The organism is Streptomyces sp. NPDC055103 (assembly GCF_053607625.1).
In genome coordinates this window covers 1-18,745 of the sequence record NZ_JBSGTX010000058.1, presented here as the reverse complement: position 1 = coordinate 18,745, position 18,745 = coordinate 1, and the positions used below count along the sequence as shown (strand labels likewise).

Sequence of the window (18,745 nt, the reverse complement as noted above, 5' to 3'; positions counted from 1 at the left end):
CGTAAGGTTCGGGTCGTGGGATCTTTGCGCAATCCGGTCGGGCCGCTTCCCTCCACCATCTACTGGCGACGGAGGGCGGTCGCGCTGTGCCTGGTGGCGGTTCTCGCTGTGCTCGCCCTATGGGCCGTCACCTCGGGTGACGGCGACGGGAAGAAGACGAACGACGCGGCCAACGGCTCGTCGCCCACGCCCCCTTCGATCACTCCGGGCCCCGCCGGCACGGGCCCGGCGATCACCCAACGCCCCGGCGGCCGCGACGAGTCGGACGACTCCGACGAGACGCCGGGCGGCGGAGGCGGCGATGGCGGCTCCGGTACGGGCGCAGGCTCCGGTTCCGGTTCCGGTACGAGCTCCGGTACGGGCGCCGACGCCAATACGGGCTCGGGCGCCGGCGGCACCGGGAAGAACGGCGACACCGACGGCGCCGGCGGCGACGGCGGCGCGGGCACCGGAGCGGGACAGCAGGTTCCGGCCGATTCTCCGCTCCCGAACTGCCCGTCCGGAGCACTGCAGTTGACGTTGCGCAGCACCAAGCTCTCCTACGAGGCGGGCGAGAAGCCCCGCTTCCACCTGGTCGCCAAGAACACCTCGAAGACCGCCTGCAAGGCCGACTTCGGGCCGCGCAGCGCGGTGCTGACGATCAGTGACAAGCAGGCCGACGCGGTCTGGGCCTCCGACGACTGCCCGCGCCCCGGCGACCCGCTCCTGCTGAGCGTCCCCGCGGGGGCGACGGTCACCCACACCGTCGAGTGGGACCGCGGGCGCAGCGCGCCGCGGTGCGCCACCGCCCCGGCGGGCCAGGCCGGTCCGGGGACCTACCTGGTGGAGGCGACGATGGCGGGCGCGAAGGTGCCCCCGGCCTCGTTCACCCTGGCCAAGGACTGAGCGAAACAACCCGGCGCCCTGGCCAAGGACCGAGCGAACAACCCGACGCCCGGCCTCCGACCTCAGCCCGATCCAGGACCCCGCCCCCGGCCCAGTCCTCTTGCCGGATCAGACGTAGCGCTCCAGGATCGAGGACTCCGCCAGTCGCGAGAGGCCCTCGCGCACGCTGCGGGCGCGGGCCTCGCCGACGCCGTCGACGGTCTGCAGGTCGTCGACGCTCGCCGCGAGGAGCTTCTGCAGCCCGCCGAAGTGCTCGACGAGCCGCTCGATGATCGCGCCCGGCAGTCGCGGCACCTTCGCGAGGAGCCGGTAGCCGCGCGGCGAGACGGCCGAGTCGAGGGTCTCGGGCGAGCCGCTGTAGCCCAGTGCCCTCGCCACGACGGGAAGTTCGAGCAGCTCGGTGTGGGTGAGCGCGTCCAGCTCGGTGAGCGCCTCGGCGACCGTCCGCGAACGCTTGGCCGTGGGCTCGGGCACGTAGTCCCGGACCACCAGCTCACGCTCCGGCTCCACGCCCGCGATCAGCTCGTCGAGCTGGAGCGACAGGAGCCGTCCGTCGGTGCCGAGCTCGACCACGTACTCGGCGATCTCGGTGGCGATCCGGCGCACCATCTCCAGGCGCTGGGCGACGGCGGTGACGTCCCGGACGGTGACCAGGTCCTCGATCTCCAGCGCGGAGAGCGTGCCGGCCACCTCGTCGAGCCGGAGCTTGTACCGCTCCAGCGTCGCGAGCGCCTGGTTGGCGCGGGAGAGGATCGCGGCCGACTCCTCCAGGACCCGGCGCTCACCGTTCACGTACAGCGCGATGAGCCGCATCGACTGGGAGACGGAGACGACCGGGTAGTTGCACTGCTTGGAGACCCGGTCCGCGGTGCGGTGGCGGGTACCGGTCTCCTCGGTGGGGATGGAGGCGTCCGGGACCAGCTGCACACCGGCGCGGTGGATCTTGGTGATGTCCTTGTCGAGGACGAGCGCGCCGTCGAGCTTGCACAGCTCGCGCAGGCGCGTCGCGGCGAACTCGACGTCCAGCACGAAGCCGCCGGTGCACATCGAGTCGACCGTCTTGTCCAGGCCGAGCACGATGAGACCGCCGGTGTTTCCCCGGAGGATCCGCTCCAGGCCGTCGCGCAGCGCGGTGCCCGGGGCGACCGCGCTGAGAGCGGCACGCATCAGTGCTTCGTTGCCGGAGCCCGCGCCGGACTTCCCGGGAGCTGCTGCCCCGTCCTTCGCTGCCACTGCACTCCTCCGGCTCGTACGGATGGGCGAGACCAGGGCAAAGTCTAGCGACACCACCCCGCCGCCCTCCGCCTCGCGCCGGTCAAGGGTGCGGCGGAAGCGGCCGGAGGCACCCGGTCGTGCCCCCTCGCCTACCCCTCAGGGCCCTTCGTCTATCCCCCGGCGCCCGCCCGGCACTCCCCGGGCGCTGCCCTCGGCTGCCCCTCGTCGACCGCCCGGGCACCCCTCGGCGACCGCCCGGCTACCCCTCTGCGTTCTTCGGGCTCGGCGCGCGGCGGCTGCGCGGCAGGACCCGCAGGGCGTCTCCCATGTCCGCGACCTCCGTGACCTTCATGCCCGTCGGCACCTTGCCCGGGTCGGGCGGGACCAGCGCGTGGGTGAAGCCCAGCCGGTGCGCCTCGGCCAGCCGGCGCTGGACGCCCGTCACCCGGCGGACCTCGCCCGCGAGCCCGACCTCACCGATCGCGACCAGGTTCTTCGGCAGCGGGGTGTCGCTCGCCGCGGAGGCGAGGGCGAGGGCGATGGCCAGGTCGGCGGCCGGCTCGGAGAGCTTCACGCCGCCCACGGTCGCGCTGTAGATGTCCCGCTTGCCCAGCGCGCTGATCCGGCCGCGCTGCTCCAGGACCGCCAGCATCATGGAGACCCGGGAGGTCTCCAGACCGGAGACGGTCCGCCGCGGGGAGGGGATCTGGGAGTCCACGGTCAGCGACTGGACCTCCGCGACGAGCGGCCGGCGGCCTTCCAGGGTGACCGTCAGACAGGTGCCCGGCACGGCCACGTCACGCCGGGTCAGGAAGAGCCCGGACGGGTCGGCCAGGCCCGTGATGCCCTCGTCGTGCAGCTCGAAGCAGCCGACCTCGTCGGTCGCCCCGTAGCGGTTCTTCACACCCCGGACCAGGCGCAGGCGCGCGTGCCGGTCGCCCTCGAAGCTCAGGACGACGTCGACCAGGTGCTCCAGGAGCCGGGGCCCGGCGATGGCGCCGTCCTTGGTGACGTGGCCGACGAGGAGCGTGGACATGCCCCGCTCCTTGGAGACCCGGATGAGGGCTCCGGCGACCTCGCGGACCTGCGCCATGCCGCCGGGCGCGCCGTCGATCTCGGGGGAGGCGACCGTCTGCACCGAGTCCATGATCAGCAGCGAGGGCTTCACGGCGTCGAGGTGCCCGAGGACGGCCGACAGATCGGTCTCGGCCGCCAGGTAGAGGTGGTCGCTGAGCGCGTTGATCCGGTCGGCGCGGAGCCGGACCTGGCTCGCGGACTCCTCGCCCGTGACGTAGAGCGTGCGGTGCTCGTCGCTGGCCGCCTTGGCCGCCACGTCGAGCAGGAGCGTGGACTTGCCGACGCCGGGCTCGCCCGCGAGCAGCACGACGGCGCCGGGCACCAGGCCCCCGCCGAGGACCCGGTCGAGCTCGTCGACGCCGGTCGAGCGCGCGGTCGCCTGCCGGCCGTCGACCTGGCCGATGGGGACGGCGGCGGTGGAGACCCGGCCGGCCGCGGTCGTCCGGACAGCGGGCGCGCCGTACTCCTCGACCGTCCCCCAGGCCTGGCACTCGGGGCAGCGGCCGAGCCACTTGGCCGTCTGCCATCCGCACTCGGTGCAGCGGTAGGACGGCCTGTCCTTGGCGGTTTTCGTACGGGCAGCCATGGTCCACACCGTAGCGGCCCCCACTGACAGCGGGCCGACGGCGAGGCACCGGCAGGAGCCTTCGCCCACCCAGAGCGAGGCGCAGGCCCGCGCCCGACCTCGATCGAGTGACGGAATGTGAGGTTCCTGTCCCCTTTCGAGCGATAGCTTCACCCGTAAGAATGAGAAGTGTTCAACCGGTACGAAGAGTGCCCCCCTCCCTGCCTACGGTCGCCCCGTGACGAGCAGCAGGCTGGATTCCCCCACACGCACCACCGGCGCACACCGGGCGCACCGCGGCGCCGCGGAACAGGGACCGCGCACGCTCGGCCGCCGGCCCCCCGCCCGCTACGAGGCCGCCCTCGACGGCCTCTACACGTACTGCCTCTCCGTGCTCTGCGAGCACGACACGGCCACCGCCGTCCTCGGTGACGTCCTCGCCGTCGCCGAGCGCCACCACGGCCGCTGCCCCTCCGACGAGGAGGGCCGTACGGCCTGGCTGTACGCGCTCGCCCGGTGGGCCTGCCTGCGCAGCCTCGGCGAGCAGCGCCGCAAGCGCCAGGGCGCCCACACCGGCCGCCCCGCCGTCACCGCGCCCGAGCCGCCCCCGGTCTCCGAGGAGACCGCCGAGCGCCGCCGCGCCGAACTGGCCCGGCTCGCCTGGCCCGAGGCCGCCGGCACCAGCCCGGAGCAGCGGGAGGCCCTGGAGCTCGCCGTCCGGCACGGCCTGAGCCACCGCCAGGTCGCCGCCGTGCTCTCCCTCGACCCGCTCGCCGCCCGCGAGCTCCTCGCCACGGCGGCCTGCGAGGTCGAGCGGACCCGCGCCGCCCTCGCCGTCGTCGAGACCGGCGGCTGCCCCACCGTCGCCCGGCTCACCGGCGATCACCAGGTGCTCCTCTCCGCCGCCCTGCGCGCCGAGCTCGTCCGGCACGTCGACGACTGCCCCCGCTGCCGCCGGGTCGCCGAGCGCGTGGGCGCCGCGGGCGCCTGGCCCGGCGCCGCGCCCCTCCCGCCGGACCGGCTGCCGCTCGTCGAGGCGCCGAGGGCCGCCGCGTACCTGGCGATGCTGCACGTCCCCCGCGCGCGTGCCGGTGCCCCGCGCTTCGCCCCGACCGGCTTCCCCCTGGACCCGAAGGACCACACGGCCCGCCGCGACCGGCTGCGGGCCCGCGCGGTGACGACCACCGTCGTCGCGGCCGTCGTGGCCGCCCCGGTCCTCGCCCTGTGGACCTCGTACCGCGGCACCCCGGTAGCCGACGAGGGCGTCAAGGACGGGCCCAGGATCAGCGCGCGCGAGGCGGACGAACCGGTGGACGGCGACGGCCGCCCGTACGACCGCTACGAGAACGCGGGCAACGCCCGCACCACCCCCGAACCCCGCTTCACCCGCGGCAGCCGCGCCCCGGACGTCTCGGTCGAGGTCGTCAGCCCCGGCGGCCCCACGGGTCCCTCCCGGCCCGGCGATCCCGCCGCCGGTCGGCTCACGGTCGGCGCGCGCTGCTCCGGCGACCTGACGCTGCTCACGCTCACCGCCGACGGCGGCTCGCCCGTCGCCTGGTCGCTGTGGACGGACGCCCCCTGGCTGTACGTGAGCCGGGCCTCCGGCATGCTCCGCCCCGGCGAGACGGTCACGATCGTCGTACGCGTCGACCACGGGCGCGCGCCCGCGGGCGCGTGGAGCGCCCGCGTGGGCGTGAACCCCTCGGGCGCGGTCGTCAGGATCGACGGTCAGGAGCGGACCGCACCGCCGCAGACCAGCGGCCCGGGCACCCCGCCACCGACGACGACCGACCCGACCACACCCCCGACGAGCCCGCCCACGACGGACCCGACCACACCTCCGCCGACGACCGACCCGGGCACGACGGACCCGGGCACGCCGACGACACCGCCGACATCACCGCCGACGACGGATCCGACGACACCTCCGCCGACGACGGACCCGACCACGCCTCCGACGACGACGGACCCGACGACACCCCCGCCGACCACGGATCCGACCACGCCCCCGCCGACGACCGACCCGGGCACGACGGCCCCCGGCACGCCCCCGCCGGCGACGGACGACCCGCCGCCGTCCGGCTCCTGAGACCCGTTACGAGGCCGGGCCCGCCGGACCGACGGGGTCGGCCGGGTGCGGGGCGACGAGCGGCAGCCGCGAGGCCAGCCGGGCCTCGCACAGTCCGACCAGGACCTCGTACGCCTCCTTGCCCATCATCTCCGTCAGCTCCGGCCGGTACGTGACGTAGACGGGCTCGCCCGCCCCGTGCGCCGAGGTGGCCGAGGTGCACCACCAGTGCAGGTCATGGCCGCCCGGACCCCAGCCCCGGCGGTCGTACTCGCCGATCGACACCTGGAGGACCTTGGTGTCGTCGGGCCGCTCGATCCAGTCGTACGTCCGGCGCACCGGCAGCTGCCAGCACACGTCCGGCTTGGTCTCCAGCGGCTCCTTGCCCTCCTTGAGGGCCAGGATGTGCAGCGAGCAGCCCGCGCCGCCCGCGAAACCGGGACGGTTCTGGAAGATGCAGGACCCCTCCCAGCGGCGGGTCTGCCGGTCGCCGTCCTCGTCGAGCTGCACCCAGCCCGAGTCCGTACCGACGTCGTGGAACTGCCACAGCTCCGGCGTGAGCCGGGCCACGTGCGACGCGACCCGCTTCTCGTCGTCGTCATCGGAGAAGTGCGCGCCCAGCGTGCAGCAGCCGTCGTCGGCCCGGCCCGCCTGGATGCCCTGGCAGCCGCTGCCGAAGACACACGTCCAGCGCGAGGTCAGCCAGGTCAGGTCGCAGCGGAACACCTGCTCGGCGTCGGCCGGATCGGGAAACTCGACCCACGCCCGCGCGAAATCCAGCCCCTTCTCGTCCGGCTCCATGCCCTTGCCCCGCTTCTTGCCGCTCTTCGCGGCCTTGTCCGCCTTGGCGGCCTTCACACCCGTCTCGCCGCTGCTGTCCTTGCCCGGCTTCGCCTGCTTCGTCTTTGGCACAACCACAAGCGTATGCGGGCGGGAGCAGTAGCGTTCCGCCCATGAGACTCGGAGTCCTCGACGTCGGTTCGAACACAGTGCACCTGCTGGTGGTGGACGCACACCCCGGTGCCCGCCCGCTGCCCGCGCACTCCCACAAGGCGGAGCTGCGGCTCGCCGAGCTGCTCGACGAGCGGGGCGCGATCGCGCCCGACGGAGTCGAGCGGCTCATCGCGACCGTCCGTGACGCGCTCCTGGCGGCCGAGGACAAGGGCTGCGAGGAGGTGCTGCCCTTCGCGACCTCCGCGGTGCGCGAGGCCAGCAACGCCGACGCCGTCCTGGCCCGGGTCAAGGACGAGACCGGCGTCGACCTCCAGGTCCTCACCGGCGAGGAGGAGGCCCGGCTCACCTTCCTCGCCGCCCGCCGCTGGTTCGGCTGGTCCGCGGGCAAGCTGTTGCTCCTCGACATCGGCGGCGGCTCCCTCGAAGTCGCGTACGGCATCGACGAGGACCCGGACACGGCGGTCTCCCTGCCGCTCGGCGCGGGCCGGCTCACCTCGGGCTGGCTGCCCGGCGACCGGGCCGACGCCGACGCCGTGAAGGCGCTGCGCCGGCACGTCCGCGCGCAGATCGCCCGCACGGTCGGGGAGTTCCGCCGCTTCGGCCGCCCCGACCACGTCGTGGCCACCTCCAAGACCTTCAAGCAGCTCGCCCGGATCGCCGGCGCGCCCGGCTCGGGGGACGGCCTCTACGTCCAGCGCGTCCTGTCCCGCAAGTCCCTGGAGGAGTGGGTCCCGCGCCTCGCCGCGATGACGGTCCCCGAGCGTGCGGCCCTGCCGGGCGTCTCGGAGGGCCGCGCCCCGCAGCTCCTCGCGGGCGCGCTCGTCGCGGAGGGCGCGATGGACCTGCTCGGCGTGGAGGAGCTGGAGATCTGCCCGTGGGCACTGCGCGAGGGCGTGATCCTGCGCCGCCTGGACCACCTGCCGGAGGAGTAGCGGCCGAACGGCGGCAGCCCCGCCGCACGCGCGCGCGTGCCCGGGACACCGGCCCCACGCGCGCGTGCCCGGGACCGAGCCCCACGCGCGCGTGCCCGGGACCCAGCCCCGCGCGCGTGGGACGCGGCGGGGGCCGTGGCCAGGACCGGCGCGACCAGCGTGACCGGAAGCACCTCCCGGCCCCCCGGCCCGCCCCGTACCCTGTCGGGGTGGCAGAACCAGTGGTGCGCATCCCGGATGCGAAGGTCGCCCTGTCGACGGCCTCGGTCTATCCGGAGTCGACGGCGACGGCCTTCGAGATCGCCGCGCGCCTCGGCTACGACGGCGTCGAGGTCATGGTGTGGACCGACCCGGTCAGCCAGGACATCGAGGCGCTGCGCCGCCTCTCCGACTACCACCAGGTCCCGATCCTGGCCGTCCACGCCCCCTGCCTCCTCATCACCCAGCGCGTCTGGTCCACCGACCCGTGGGTCAAGCTCCAGCGCGCGCGGGCGGCCGCCGAGAAGCTCGGCGCGTCGACGGTCGTCGTGCACCCGCCGTTCCGCTGGCAGCGCCAGTACGCCAAGGACTTCGTCACCGGCATCTGGCGGATGGCGGACGAGACCGACGTCCGGTTCGCCGTCGAGAACATGTACCCGTGGCGGTACAAGGACCGCGAGATGCTCGCGTACGCCCCCGAGTGGGACGTCACGAAGGACGACTACCGGCACTTCACCGTCGACCTCTCGCACACCGCGACCGCCCGCACCGACGCCCTCGCGATGATCGACCGCATGGGCGACCGCCTCGGCCACGTCCACCTCGCCGACGGCAAGGGCTCCGCCAAGGACGAGCACCTGGTCCCGGGGCGCGGCACGCAGCCCTGCGCCGAACTCCTGGAGCGCCTCGCGCTCACCGGCTTCGACGGCCACGTCGTCATCGAGGTCAACACCCGCCGCGCGATGTCAGCCGCCGAACGCGAGGCCGACCTCGCGGAGGCCCTCGCCTTCACCCGGCTCCACCTCGCGTCCGCCGCGGGCCGCCCCACCCGGGTCCCGCGCCCATGACCGAACCGGCCCCGCGCCGGCGCGGCCGCCCGTCCCGTACCGAAGAGGACAGCGGACCGGGCGCGCGTGAACGCATCCTGGAGTCGGCCCGTACGCAGTTCGCCGAGCGCGGCTACGACAAGGCCTCGGTCCGCGGCATCGCCAAGGCCGCCGGCGTGGACCCGGCCCTCGTGCACCACTACTTCGGTACGAAGGACGAGGTCTTCGCCGCCGCGATCGAGGTCTCCTTCGAACCGGCGCTCGTCGTCCCGGCGATCCTCGGAGGCCCGCGCGAGGCCATCGGCGAACGGCTCGCGCGCTTCTTCATCGGCGTCTGGGAGAACCCGGTCAGCCGCGCCCCGCTCCTCGCGATCGTCCGCTCCGCGCTGACCCACGAGGCGGCGGCGAAGGTGCTGAGGACCTTCGTGCTCCGGCGGCTCCTGGAACGGATCGCGGCGGAACTCGACGTACCGGACCCGCGCTTCCGGGCGGAGCTGGCGGCGTCCCACATGATCGGGATCGTGATCCTGCGGTACGTGATCGAGGTCGAGCCGCTGGCCTCGGCCGACCCGGAGGAGATCGTGGCCCAGGTGGCCCCGACACTCCAGCGGTACCTGACCGAGAGCTGACAACGTCGGGGGAGCGGCACCCGACCGAAAGCTGAACACCGAGTCCGCCATACGGACACCCTGTCCAGATCTTGGAGCGTCGGCGTACGCTCGAAGGCAAGCACACCCATCACGAGGAGCGAGCGACGATGCCCGAGCTGAGGTCCCGCACAGTCACCCACGGCCGCAACATGGCGGGCGCACGCGCCCTTATGCGCGCCTCCGGTGTACCGGGCGCGGACATCGGCCGTAAGCCGATCATCGCGGTCGCCAACTCCTTCACGGAGTTCGTCCCCGGCCACACCCACCTCCAGCCGGTCGGCCGGATCGTCTCCGAGGCCATCACGGCCGCCGGCGGCATCGCCCGCGAGTTCAACACGATCGCGGTCGACGACGGCATCGCGATGGGCCACGGAGGCATGCTCTACAGCCTGCCGTCCCGCGACCTGATCGCGGACAGCGTGGAGTACATGGTCGAGGCGCACTGCGCCGACGCCCTGATCTGCATCTCCAACTGCGACAAGATCACCCCCGGCATGCTGATGGCCGCGCTGCGCCTCAACATCCCGACGGTCTTCGTCTCCGGCGGTCCGATGGAGTCCGGCCGCGCGGTCCTCGTCGACGGCACGGTCCGCACGCTCGACCTGGTCGACGCGATGTCCGACGCCGTGAACCCGAAGATCTCGGACGAGGACATGCTCCGGATCGAGGAGAACGCCTGTCCGACCTGCGGGTCGTGTTCCGGCATGTTCACCGCCAACTCGATGAACTGCCTGACCGAGGCGATCGGCCTCTCCCTCCCCGGCAACGGCTCGCTGCTCGCCACGCACACCGGCCGCAAGGCGCTGTACGAGGACGCGGCGCGCACGGTCGTCGACATCACCCGCCGGTACTACGACGAGGACGACGCCTCCGTCCTGCCGCGCGCGGTCGCGACCCGCGCGGCCTTCGAGAACGCCATGGCGCTCGACATCGCCATGGGCGGCTCGACCAACACGATCCTGCACCTGCTCGCCGCCGCCCAGGAGGCCGAGCTCGACTACGGCCTCTCGGACATGGACGAGGTCTCGCGGCGGGTGCCCTGCCTGGCCAAGGTCGCGCCGAACGTCGCCAAGGACCGCACGTACTACATGGAGGACGTGCACCGGGCCGGCGGCATCCCGGCCATCCTCGGCGAGCTCTACCGCGCGGGCCTCCTCAACGAGGACGTCCACTCCGTCCACTCCCGCTCCATCAAGGAGTGGCTGGACGCCTGGGACGTGCGCGGCGGCTCCCCGTCGGCCGAGGCCGTCGAGCTGTTCCACGCGGCCCCCGGCTGCGTCCGCTCCGCGACCGCCTTCTCGCAGTCCGAGCGCTGGGAGGCGCTGGACGTGGACGCCTCCGGCGGCTGCATCCGCGACGCGGCCCACGCGTACTCGAAGGACGGCGGCCTCGCGGTCCTGCGCGGCAACCTCGCCGTCGACGGCTGTGTCGTGAAGACGGCCGGTGTCGACGAGTCGATCTGGACCTTCGAGGGCCCGGCCGTCGTCTGCGAGTCGCAGGACGAGGCCGTCGAGAAGATCCTGAACAAGCAGGTCACCGACGGCGACGTGGTCGTCATCCGTTACGAGGGCCCGCGCGGCGGCCCCGGTATGCAGGAGATGCTCTACCCGACCTCCTTCCTCAAGGGCCGGGGCCTGGGCAAGACCTGCGCGCTGGTGACGGACGGCCGCTTCTCCGGCGGTACGTCGGGCCTGTCCATCGGCCACGCCTCGCCGGAGGCGGCCTCGGGCGGCACGATCGCCCTCGTCGAGGACGGCGACCGGATCCGTATCGACATCCCGAACCGCTCGATCGAGCTCCTCGTCGACGAGGCCACCCTGGCGGCCCGTCGCGAGGCGCTGAACGGCGTGTACGCGCCGAAGAACCGTGAGCGCAAGGTGTCGGCGGCGCTGAAGGCGTACGCGGCGATGGCGACGAGCGCCGACAAGGGCGCGGTCCGGGACGTGTCGAAGCTGGGCTGAGCCCGGCGGGCGACCGCACAGAAGGACGCACACGCGACATACGACGGCGGGGAGCGGGCACAGCGCCTGCTCCCCGCCGTCGTACGTGTATGAGGTACGTGTACGTGTCAGGGCCTCACCAGGACTCCGGCTCCCGCGCGTCCACCGCGAAGACGGAGCCGTCGGGCGCCGTCCCGAACACCCGGTCCCCGGCGACCAGCGGCTCGGGGACCATGGGCGCGTAACCGAGCCGCCCGTTCCGCAGCCGCGGCCGGGTCTGGCCGATCAGCGCCCCGCGCTGGGTGTTGACGGCGAGCAGCCGTCCGTCCTGGACGGAGAAGTACAGCCGGTCGTCGCCGCCGAGGACCGGTACGGAGACGTTTCCGGCGCCCGTCTCCAGCTCCCACAGCACCCGTCCCTTCTCCGCGGCGGTGTCGAAGGCGGTGAGGTGCCCGTTCGCGTCGAGGACGTGGACGACCGCGCCGCGCACGGCGACGCCCCTGACGTCGATCCGGTGGGGCAGGGCCAGCCGCCGCACGGAGTCCGCCGAGCCGTCGGGGCCCATCAGGACGAGGCCGTCGATCAGCGGGTCCTGGTAGTGGTCGGCGAGGACGAGCGCGCCGTCGCCGGTGCGGCCCAGCGGGGAGAGGTTGCCGTCCAGACTCCGCTGCCAGACCACCTCGCCGGTCCGGGGACGGACCGTGCCGATCCGGGTGCTCGACCCGTCGGCCGAGGGCTCGGCGACGGACAGCAGCCCGGACGGAGCGTCGTACGTACCGAGCCGGGGGGCCGTGAAACCGGTCAGGCCATGCCGCCAGAGCTCTTTCCCGCTCCGGCTGTCGAGGGCCCGGAACCCGCCGCGGCCGTCGGACAGGACGACGGCGTCACCGGCCGTGCGGTACAGCTCGGGGGCGCCGCCGGTCGCTGCGACGCTCCAGCCCGGGGCGCCGGTCCCGGCCGCGTACGCCCGCAGCGGTTCCGTGGGAGCGGCGGCGCCGACGAGGCCTTCGGCCAGGAGGACGGGGGAGGTCGGGGTCTCCGAGTCGATGGGTGTGGTCCGCGACCAGAGGACCTGCCCGGTGACGGGGTCGAGCCGGGCGATGCCGACGCCCCGGGCCACGCAGTAGAGCGCGCCGCCGCCGTGCGCGCAGGCGGGGGCGGCCGTCGGGCCCCGCTCCTGGAGCGGCGTCCGCCAGCCCGCGAAGGCCGTGGCCACCTCGTCCGGACGGGCGGGGACCTCGGGCCCGGGGTCCGCCGGGGTGCTCAGTGCTCCGTAGAGGCCGGCGCCGGTGAGCGCGAGGACGGCGATGAGGGCGGCGGTCAGCCGCGGCCGGATCCGCGGGCGCCGGCGGCGGGCGGGGGGCACGGTGGTCGCCCGGACGCGTGTGTCCGCGTCCCAGGCCGGGGTGGAGCCGGGCTCGGTCTCCGGGAGGGTGGGGCGCCTGCGCTGAGCCGGTATGAACGCCTCAGCCTCGTACGAGGGCGGCAGCAGCCCCGACATGATCTCGGCGGGGGTCGGCCGCTCGGTGGGCTCCTTGGAGAGGCAGCGCGCGACGAGCGGCGCCAGCTCCTCCGGCACGCCCGACAGATCCGGCTCGTCGTGGACGACCTGGTAGGCCACGATGTACGGGCTGTCGGAGTCGAACGGCCCGTGCCCGGTCGCCGCGTGCACCAGCACGGAGCCCAGTGCGAACACGTCCGCGGCGGGCCCGACCTCCCTCGGCCGCTGGAACTGCTCGGGCGCCATGAAGGGCGGCGAGCCGATGAGCTTGCCCGTCTCGGTGTGCAGGTCGCTGTCGACGGGCCGGGAGATGCCGAAGTCGATGACCTTCGGGCCGGTGTCGGTGAGCAGGACGTTGCTGGGCTTGAGGTCCCGGTGGACGACCCCGGCCCGGTGGATGTCCCGCAGCGCCTCCGCGAGCCCGGCGGTGAGCCGGCGCAGTTCGGCGGGGGACAGGGGGCCGTTCCGCTTCACCTGGTCGGCGAGGGTCGGCCCGGGCACGTAGAGCGTGGCCATCCAGGGGCGTACGGCATCGGGGTCGGCGTCGACGACGGGCGCCGTGAAGGCCCCGCTCACCCGCCGCGCGGCCGCGACCTCCTGGCGGAAACGGGCCCTGAACTCAGGGTCCTCCGCATACCGAGCGTGCACGACCTTGACCGCGAGCCGGAGGCCGGAGGCCGAGGCGGCGAGGTGGACGACCCCCATGCCGCCGGCCCCCAGACACGCCTGAAGGCGGTAGTCGCCCGCGTACTCGGGCCCCTCCGCATCCCGCTCGGCGCCCGTACTGCGCAACGGTGGCATACCCACCCCCGTGTGATTGCCCGTCACCTCGCGCGCGTGCGCGACCCGACGGAGCCTAGTCCATGGTGCCCACGATGTCGGTGGGGCTTGCTAGCCTGCGCGTCGCAGAGAGTGAAACTCGGCGGAGCGCTTTTGCGCCAAGGGGGAGAGCACCATGGGAACCGACGACAAGCAGGCCACCGAAGCCGTGACGGCGACGGCGGCCGTGACGACGACGAGCACGGTCAACCGGTACGCGATCGCCCCGGGCTACCGGGTCAACGTGCGCTCGGGACCGAGCACCCAGTACCCGATCGTCCGGTCACTGGCCGCCGGCTCGACGGTCCCGATCCACTGCCAGAAGCCCGGCGAATGGATCACCGGCCCCTACGGCACCACCAACCTCTGGGACAACATAGCCCCGGGGGAGTACGTCTCCGACGCCTACGTGAGGACGGGCAGCGACGGCTACGTCGCACCGCGCTGCGCCTGAGGCCCCCCTCCGCCGCTCCGGGGATAATCGACCTCGTGAGCGACGACGAGCAGAGCCCCGGCACGGAGCAGAACCCCAGCGCGACGGCAGGCGGCCCGCAGCCCGAGGAGATCCGTTTCTTCGGGACGACCTGGGTCGACCACGGCGGCAACTACGCGCTGCGCCGCGTCGGCGTGGCCGCCGGCTCGCTGGCCGCCGCCGTCGCGGCCTGCTTCGTGCTGCGCTTCGCCTACCAGGGCCTGGAGATCGCGGACATCGGCGGCTTCGTCAACCTGCTGGTCGTCGTCATGTTCGCGGTCTGCAGCGCCATCGCCTTCCGCAAGACCTGGGAGGGCTTCACCCGGCGGCCCGCCGACCCCGGCCGCGAGGAGTCACTGCGCAGCCTGAAGGCGATCGGCTTCATCGGCTCGCTCCTCGCCTACTTCCTCCGCTGCTTCACCGAAGCGCCCGGCGAGAAGCTGCGCCGCACGGAGTACGAGACGTCCCGCGCCCAGTACGAGAAGCGCCGCGGCGCCCGCACGGGCAACCCGGCCGCCCGCAAGAAGCCCAAGCGCAAGTAACACCGGCCCCGTCCAGTACCCCTCCGGATGCTTGACGGTCGGCACCCCCAGGAGCACTATTCATCACATGATGAATTCCCCGACGGGCGCGACAGGCTCGACGGACCCGGCCCGGACAGCCGACGACGACGCCGCCGTCACCGCCCACGCCCTCACCGCCGTCCGCGGCGAGCGCACCGTCCTCCGCGGCCTCGACTTCACCGTCCCGTCAGGCCGTATCACCGGCCTGCTCGGCCCCTCCGGCTGCGGCAAGACCACCCTCATGCGCGCGATCGTCGGCACCCAGGCCAAGGTCGGCGGCACCCTCCAGGTCCTCGGCCGCCCCGCCGGCGACCCCGCCCTCCGCTCCCGCATCGGCTACGTCACCCAGGACCCCTCGGTCTACGGCGACCTCACCGTCCGCCAGAACCTCGACTACTTCGCTGCCGTCCTCTTCCCCGGCCGCGCCCTCCGCCACGACCGCCGCACCGCCGTCGACCGGGCCATCACCGACGTCGACCTCACCTCGCACGCCGACGCCCTCGCCGGCCGGCTCTCCGGCGGCCAGCGCAGCCGCGTCTCCCTCGCCGTCGCCCTCCTCGGCACCCCCGAACTCCTCGTCCTCGACGAACCCACCGTCGGCCTCGACCCCGTCCTCCGCCGGGACCTGTGGAACCTCTTCCATCAGATCGCCGCCGACCGCGGCACGACGTTCTTCGTCTCCTCCCACGTCATGGACGAGGCGGAGCGCTGCCACCGACTCCTCCTCATGCGCGAGGGCGAGATCCTCGCCGAGGACACCCCCGAAGCCCTCCGCCGCCGCAACGACACGGCCACCGTCGAAGAGGCCTTCCTCCACCTCGTCGACGCGGCAGCCGCCCGAGCCGCACACCCCGAACCCCCGCGGACCGCCGACGAGGAGCCCCGCCCATGAACAGCGCCCGCACCCTCGCCACCGCCGCCCGCGTCCTGCGTCAGCTGCGCCACGACCCCCGCTCGATCGCGCTGATGCTCCTCGTGCCCTGCGTCATGCTCTTCCTGCTCCGCTACGTGTTCGACGGAAGCCCCGGCACCTTCGACAACATCGGCGCCTCCCTCCTCGGCATCTTCCCGCTCATCACGATGTTCCTGGTGACCTCCATCGCCACCCTCAGGGAACGGACCTCCGGCACCCTCGAACGCCTCCTCGCCATGCCCCTCGGCAAGGCCGACCTCATCGCCGGCTACGCCCTCGCCTTCGGCCTCCTCGCCGTCGTCCAGTCCACCCTCGCCACCGGCCTCGCCGTCTGGTTCCTCGGCCTCGACGTCGTCGGCTCCCCCTGGCTCCTCCTCCTGGTCGCCCTCCTCGACGCCCTCCTCGGCACCGCCCTCGGCCTCTTCGTCTCCGCCTTCGCCGCCTCGGAGTTCCAGGCCGTCCAGTTCATGCCGGCCGTGATCTTCCCCCAGCTCCTGCTCTGCGGCCTGTTCACCCCGCGCGACCAGATGGCCCCCGCCCTCGAAGCGATCTCGGACGTCCTGCCCATGTCGTACGCCGTCGACGGCATGAACCAGGTCCTCCGCCACCCCGACGCCACCGGCGACTTCGTCCGCGACGCCCTCGTCGTCGCGGGCTGCGCCGTCCTCGTCCTCGCACTCGGCGCGGCCACCCTCCGCCGCCGCACGGCATGACCGCCCCTCGGACACCGGCACATCCCCCGCCCCGCCGGTGCGAGGATGGCGACACGTACCCCCCTCCGGCGAGGTGAACAGAGCCATGACCCAGACCGTCGCAGTCCTCGGCACCGGCAAGATCGGTGAAGCGCTCCTCAGCGGCATGATCCGCGCCGGCTGGCGCCCCGCGAATCTCCTCGTCACCGCCCGCCGCAGGGAACGCGCCGAGGAGCTCCACGCCCGCTACGGCGTCGAGGCCGTCACCAACGCCGAGGCCGCCAAGCGCGCCGACACCCTCATCCTGGCCGTCAAGCCCCAGGACATGGGCCGCCTCCTCGACGAGCTCGCCCCCCACGTCGCCGCCGACCGCCTCGTCATCAGCGCCGCCGCCGGCATCCCCACCTCCTTCATCGAGGAACGCCTCACCACCGGCACCCCCGTCGTCCGCGTCATGCCCAACACCCCCGTCCTCGTCGACGAAGGCATGTCCGTCATCTCCGGCGGCAGCCACGCCACCCCCGAGCACCTCGTCCACACCGAGGAGATCTTCGGCGGCGTCGGCAAGACCCTCCGCGTCCCCGAGTCCCAGCAGGACGCGGCCACCGCCCTCTCCGGCTCCGGCCCGGCCTACTTCTACTTCCTCGTCGAAGCCATGACCGACGCCGGCATCCTCCTCGGCCTCCCCCGCGCCCAGGCCCACGACCTCATCGTCCAGGCCGCGATCGGCGCTGCCGTGATGCTCCGCGACAGCGGCGAGCACCCCGTCAAGCTCCGCGAGGCCGTCACCTCCCCGGCCGGCACCACCATCAGCGCCATCCGCGAGCTGGAGAACCACGGCGTACGAGCCGCCCTCATCGCCGCCCTCGAAGCCGCCCGCGACCGCAGCCGCGAACTCGCCTCCGGCAACAGCTGAGCAGCCGGCCCCCCGCCGGGGTCACCGCACCCCGGCGGACGCCCCCTTCACGACCTCCTCCGTCGACACGACCTTCGCGAACCGGCCCCCGTGCAGGGACACGGCCGTCGCCTGCGCCAGCTCATCGGCGCTCCGCGACCATCCGAACGGCCCCTCCAGGTCGAAGGTGTGCATCGCGTCCAGCGGGAACACCACGTCGAAGCCGAGGTTCCCGCCCATCCGGGCCGTCGTCTCGTTGCACATGTTCGTCTGGATCCCGACGATCACGATCTGCGCGACGTCCTGCCCGGTCAGCCACTCCCGCAGCGACGGCTCCCCGTAGAAGGCCGAGTTCACGGACTTCGTCACCAGCAGTTCGGGCCCGGCACCCTTCCCCCGCCGCTCCTCGACGAAGTCCTTGAAGTCGTTCCCCACGTACCCCGTCCGCAGCGGCGACCGCGAGTCCTCCACCGAGTCGTGCCGGACGAAGACGACCGGCCGCCCGGTCTCCTGCCACAGGTCGATCAGAGCCGCGATGTTCTCCTCCGCGGCCGGATTGTTCCGCCTCCCCCAGAACTCATCCGCCGCAGCTCCCCGTCCGTGGCCGTGCACTCCAGCAGGTACGAGAGCCTGGCGTGCTCGTCCACATGGCTCTGCACGAACAGCGTGCACCGCTCCGGATCCAGCCCCGCGGCCAGCAGCAGCGTCGCCGCCTGCCGACTGAGCCGCCGCACCCGCCCGGGATCGTGCTCCACGGTCAGCGCGTGCAGGTCCACGACGCTGAACAGCGCCTCCGCCCGATGCTGATCGACCTCGACCCACCGCCGTACGGCCCCGAGGTAGTTGCCCAGCGTCAGATGCCCGGTGGGCTTGACCCCGCTGAAGATCCTCGTCATCGCGTTCCTTCTCCCTCAGTTACGGGCCGCCGGCCCGACGGCCCGGCTCCCGGAGGGGGAAACGCGAACGGCCGCCAGGGCGGCGGCCGCTTGGTACATGCGCGAGTGCGGGCCGCCGGTCAGGCGGCCCACCACTGGGTGGCGTGCGCATGCGTAGTCATACGGCGAGGCTACGCCCGAGGACCGGGGTTGACACGGGATTAACCGGACCGTAGTGTTCTCCGAGTTGTCCGACGTGAGCACCGACCCCGGTCGGCCCCGGACAGCCATTCCGCAAGACCTACAGAAGCTGACGACGCTTTGCCGCGCCGTCTCGCTTTCCGTGTGTTTTTGCGAAATGAGGAATCCGCGTTCGAAGGTCTGAGCGCAAGCCGCCCGATTAGCGTCGGAGGCAGGAATTCGCTAAAGTCTCACTCGTCGGAACGGCCCAACAGCCGGAAAGGCAAACCCCGCTGACTGGGAGTCAGACACCGAAAGGGTCTGATAGAGTCGGAACCGCCGGAAGGGCCCGGAGCGAAAGCGAAAGGGGCCGGAAAGCACCGAGGAAATCGGATCGGAAAGATCTGATAGAGTCGGAAACGAAGGAAAAGCCCGGAGGAAAGCCCGAGAGGGTGAGTACAAAGGAAGCGTCCGTTCCTTGAGAACTCAACAGCGTGCCAAAAATCAACGCCAGATTAGTTGAT

16 protein-coding genes and 1 pseudogene are annotated in these 18,745 nt (G+C 73.0%); 11 read left to right on the top strand and 6 right to left on the bottom strand.

Annotated elements, in window-relative coordinates; all coding sequences use genetic code 11:
• The first annotated feature begins 15 nt into the window (after positions 1 to 15).
• Positions 16 to 885: a hypothetical protein gene (locus tag ACWFR1_RS29770; RefSeq protein WP_453556615.1), complete on the top strand. Its 870-nt coding sequence runs from the start codon at positions 16 to 18 to the stop codon at positions 883 to 885.
• A 108-nt stretch (positions 886 to 993) separates the two neighbouring features.
• Here ACWFR1_RS29770 and disA read toward each other — a convergent pair whose 3' ends face one another.
• Together disA and radA are read right to left on the bottom strand one after the other, a co-directional pair.
• Positions 994 to 2,118 (bottom strand): DNA integrity scanning diadenylate cyclase DisA, encoded by a 1,125-nt coding sequence (gene disA / locus ACWFR1_RS29765; RefSeq protein ID WP_453556613.1) that lies wholly within the window; start codon positions 2,116 to 2,118, stop codon positions 994 to 996.
• 241 nt (positions 2,119 to 2,359) lie between these two features.
• Positions 2,360 to 3,763, bottom strand: coding sequence for a DNA repair protein RadA (gene radA, locus ACWFR1_RS29760; protein WP_453556611.1), 1,404 nt, complete (start codon positions 3,761 to 3,763; stop codon positions 2,360 to 2,362).
• Between the two features lie 217 nt (positions 3,764 to 3,980).
• Between radA and ACWFR1_RS29755 the strand changes: the two genes are divergently transcribed.
• Positions 3,981 to 5,831 (top strand): BACON domain-containing protein, encoded by a 1,851-nt coding sequence (locus tag ACWFR1_RS29755; protein ID WP_453556609.1) that lies wholly within the window; start codon positions 3,981 to 3,983, stop codon positions 5,829 to 5,831.
• A gap of 6 nt (positions 5,832 to 5,837) precedes the next feature.
• Here the strand turns inward: ACWFR1_RS29755 and ACWFR1_RS29750 are convergent, their stop codons facing one another.
• A complete protein-coding gene (locus ACWFR1_RS29750) occupies positions 5,838 to 6,722 on the bottom strand; it encodes a hypothetical protein (RefSeq protein WP_453556607.1) in 885 nt (294 codons plus the stop codon).
• A gap of 41 nt (positions 6,723 to 6,763) precedes the next feature.
• On the opposite strand from ACWFR1_RS29750, the gene ACWFR1_RS29745 reads away from it, so the two are divergent.
• The 4 genes from ACWFR1_RS29745 to ilvD all read left to right on the top strand — a co-directional run bounded on the left by ACWFR1_RS29745 (position 6,764) and on the right by ilvD (position 11,332).
• Positions 6,764 to 7,696: a Ppx/GppA phosphatase family protein gene (locus ACWFR1_RS29745; RefSeq protein ID WP_453556605.1), complete on the top strand. Its 933-nt coding sequence runs from the start codon at positions 6,764 to 6,766 to the stop codon at positions 7,694 to 7,696.
• Positions 7,697 to 7,905: 209 nt separating this feature from the next.
• Positions 7,906 to 8,742 (top strand): sugar phosphate isomerase/epimerase family protein, encoded by an 837-nt coding sequence (locus tag ACWFR1_RS29740; protein WP_453556603.1) that lies wholly within the window; start codon positions 7,906 to 7,908, stop codon positions 8,740 to 8,742.
• Entirely contained in the window at positions 8,739 to 9,350 is a 612-nt protein-coding gene (locus tag ACWFR1_RS29735) for a TetR/AcrR family transcriptional regulator (protein ID WP_453556601.1), read from the top strand. Before ACWFR1_RS29740 ends, ACWFR1_RS29735 begins: the two co-directional genes overlap by 4 nt.
• Before the next feature lie 128 nt (positions 9,351 to 9,478).
• On the top strand, positions 9,479 to 11,332 hold the full coding sequence (gene ilvD, locus ACWFR1_RS29730; RefSeq protein WP_453556599.1) for a dihydroxy-acid dehydratase: 1,854 nt from the start codon (positions 9,479 to 9,481) through the stop codon (positions 11,330 to 11,332).
• Between the two features lie 115 nt (positions 11,333 to 11,447).
• On the opposite strand, the gene ACWFR1_RS29725 is transcribed toward ilvD, so the two are convergent.
• Complete coding sequence (locus tag ACWFR1_RS29725) at positions 11,448 to 13,613, bottom strand: serine/threonine-protein kinase (protein ID WP_453556597.1); 2,166 nt, start codon at positions 13,611 to 13,613, stop codon at positions 11,448 to 11,450.
• A gap of 154 nt (positions 13,614 to 13,767) precedes the next feature.
• On the opposite strand from ACWFR1_RS29725, the gene ACWFR1_RS29720 reads away from it, so the two are divergent.
• The 5 genes from ACWFR1_RS29720 to proC all read left to right on the top strand — a co-directional run bounded on the left by ACWFR1_RS29720 (position 13,768) and on the right by proC (position 17,187).
• Positions 13,768 to 14,085 carry an SH3 domain-containing protein gene (locus ACWFR1_RS29720; protein ID WP_453556595.1) on the top strand — a complete coding sequence of 106 codons (318 nt, stop codon included), beginning with the start codon at positions 13,768 to 13,770 and terminating at the stop codon, positions 14,083 to 14,085.
• Positions 14,086 to 14,120: 35 nt separating this feature from the next.
• On the top strand, positions 14,121 to 14,645 hold the full coding sequence (locus ACWFR1_RS29715) for a hypothetical protein (protein WP_453556593.1): 525 nt from the start codon (positions 14,121 to 14,123) through the stop codon (positions 14,643 to 14,645).
• Between the two features lie 67 nt (positions 14,646 to 14,712).
• The gene (locus tag ACWFR1_RS29710; RefSeq protein WP_453556590.1) at positions 14,713 to 15,558 is read left to right on the top strand and encodes an ABC transporter ATP-binding protein; all 846 of its coding nucleotides are present in this window, start codon (positions 14,713 to 14,715) and stop codon (positions 15,556 to 15,558) included.
• Positions 15,555 to 16,292, top strand: a complete 738-nt coding sequence (locus ACWFR1_RS29705; RefSeq protein ID WP_453556588.1) for an ABC transporter permease — start codon at positions 15,555 to 15,557, stop codon at positions 16,290 to 16,292. The genes ACWFR1_RS29710 and ACWFR1_RS29705 overlap by 4 nt, the downstream gene beginning before the upstream one ends.
• An 85-nt stretch (positions 16,293 to 16,377) precedes the next feature.
• Positions 16,378 to 17,187 (top strand): pyrroline-5-carboxylate reductase, encoded by an 810-nt coding sequence (gene proC / locus ACWFR1_RS29700; protein ID WP_453556586.1) that lies wholly within the window; start codon positions 16,378 to 16,380, stop codon positions 17,185 to 17,187.
• Between the two features lie 21 nt (positions 17,188 to 17,208).
• Here proC and ACWFR1_RS29695 read toward each other — a convergent pair whose 3' ends face one another.
• Positions 17,209 to 17,778, bottom strand: coding sequence for an isochorismatase family protein (locus ACWFR1_RS29695; RefSeq protein WP_453556584.1), 570 nt, complete (start codon positions 17,776 to 17,778; stop codon positions 17,209 to 17,211).
• Positions 17,745 to 18,062 (bottom strand): annotated as a pseudogene (locus ACWFR1_RS29690) (tryptophan--tRNA ligase); the annotation flags it as partial. The pseudogene ACWFR1_RS29690 and the gene ACWFR1_RS29695, both read right to left, overlap by 34 nt.
• Between the last annotated feature and the right edge of the window lie 683 nt (positions 18,063 to 18,745).

Excerpts from the sequence above, each read along its gene's own strand:
- ACWFR1_RS29735 (WP_453556601.1), top strand. The coding sequence starts at position 8,739 with ATGACCGAACCGGCCCCGCGCCGGCGCGGCCGCCCGTCCCGTACCGAA.
- proC (WP_453556586.1), top strand. The coding sequence starts at position 16,378 with ATGACCCAGACCGTCGCAGTCCTCGGCACCGGCAAGATCGGTGAAGCG.
- ACWFR1_RS29720 (WP_453556595.1), top strand. The coding sequence starts at position 13,768 with ATGGGAACCGACGACAAGCAGGCCACCGAAGCCGTGACGGCGACGGCG.
- ACWFR1_RS29705 (WP_453556588.1), top strand. The coding sequence starts at position 15,555 with ATGAACAGCGCCCGCACCCTCGCCACCGCCGCCCGCGTCCTGCGTCAG.
- ACWFR1_RS29725 (WP_453556597.1), bottom strand. The coding sequence starts at position 13,613 with ATGCCACCGTTGCGCAGTACGGGCGCCGAGCGGGATGCGGAGGGGCCC.
- radA (WP_453556611.1), bottom strand. The coding sequence starts at position 3,763 with ATGGCTGCCCGTACGAAAACCGCCAAGGACAGGCCGTCCTACCGCTGC.
- ACWFR1_RS29745 (WP_453556605.1), top strand. The coding sequence starts at position 6,764 with ATGAGACTCGGAGTCCTCGACGTCGGTTCGAACACAGTGCACCTGCTG.
- ACWFR1_RS29710 (WP_453556590.1), top strand. The coding sequence starts at position 14,713 with ATGATGAATTCCCCGACGGGCGCGACAGGCTCGACGGACCCGGCCCGG.
- ilvD (WP_453556599.1), top strand. The coding sequence starts at position 9,479 with ATGCCCGAGCTGAGGTCCCGCACAGTCACCCACGGCCGCAACATGGCG.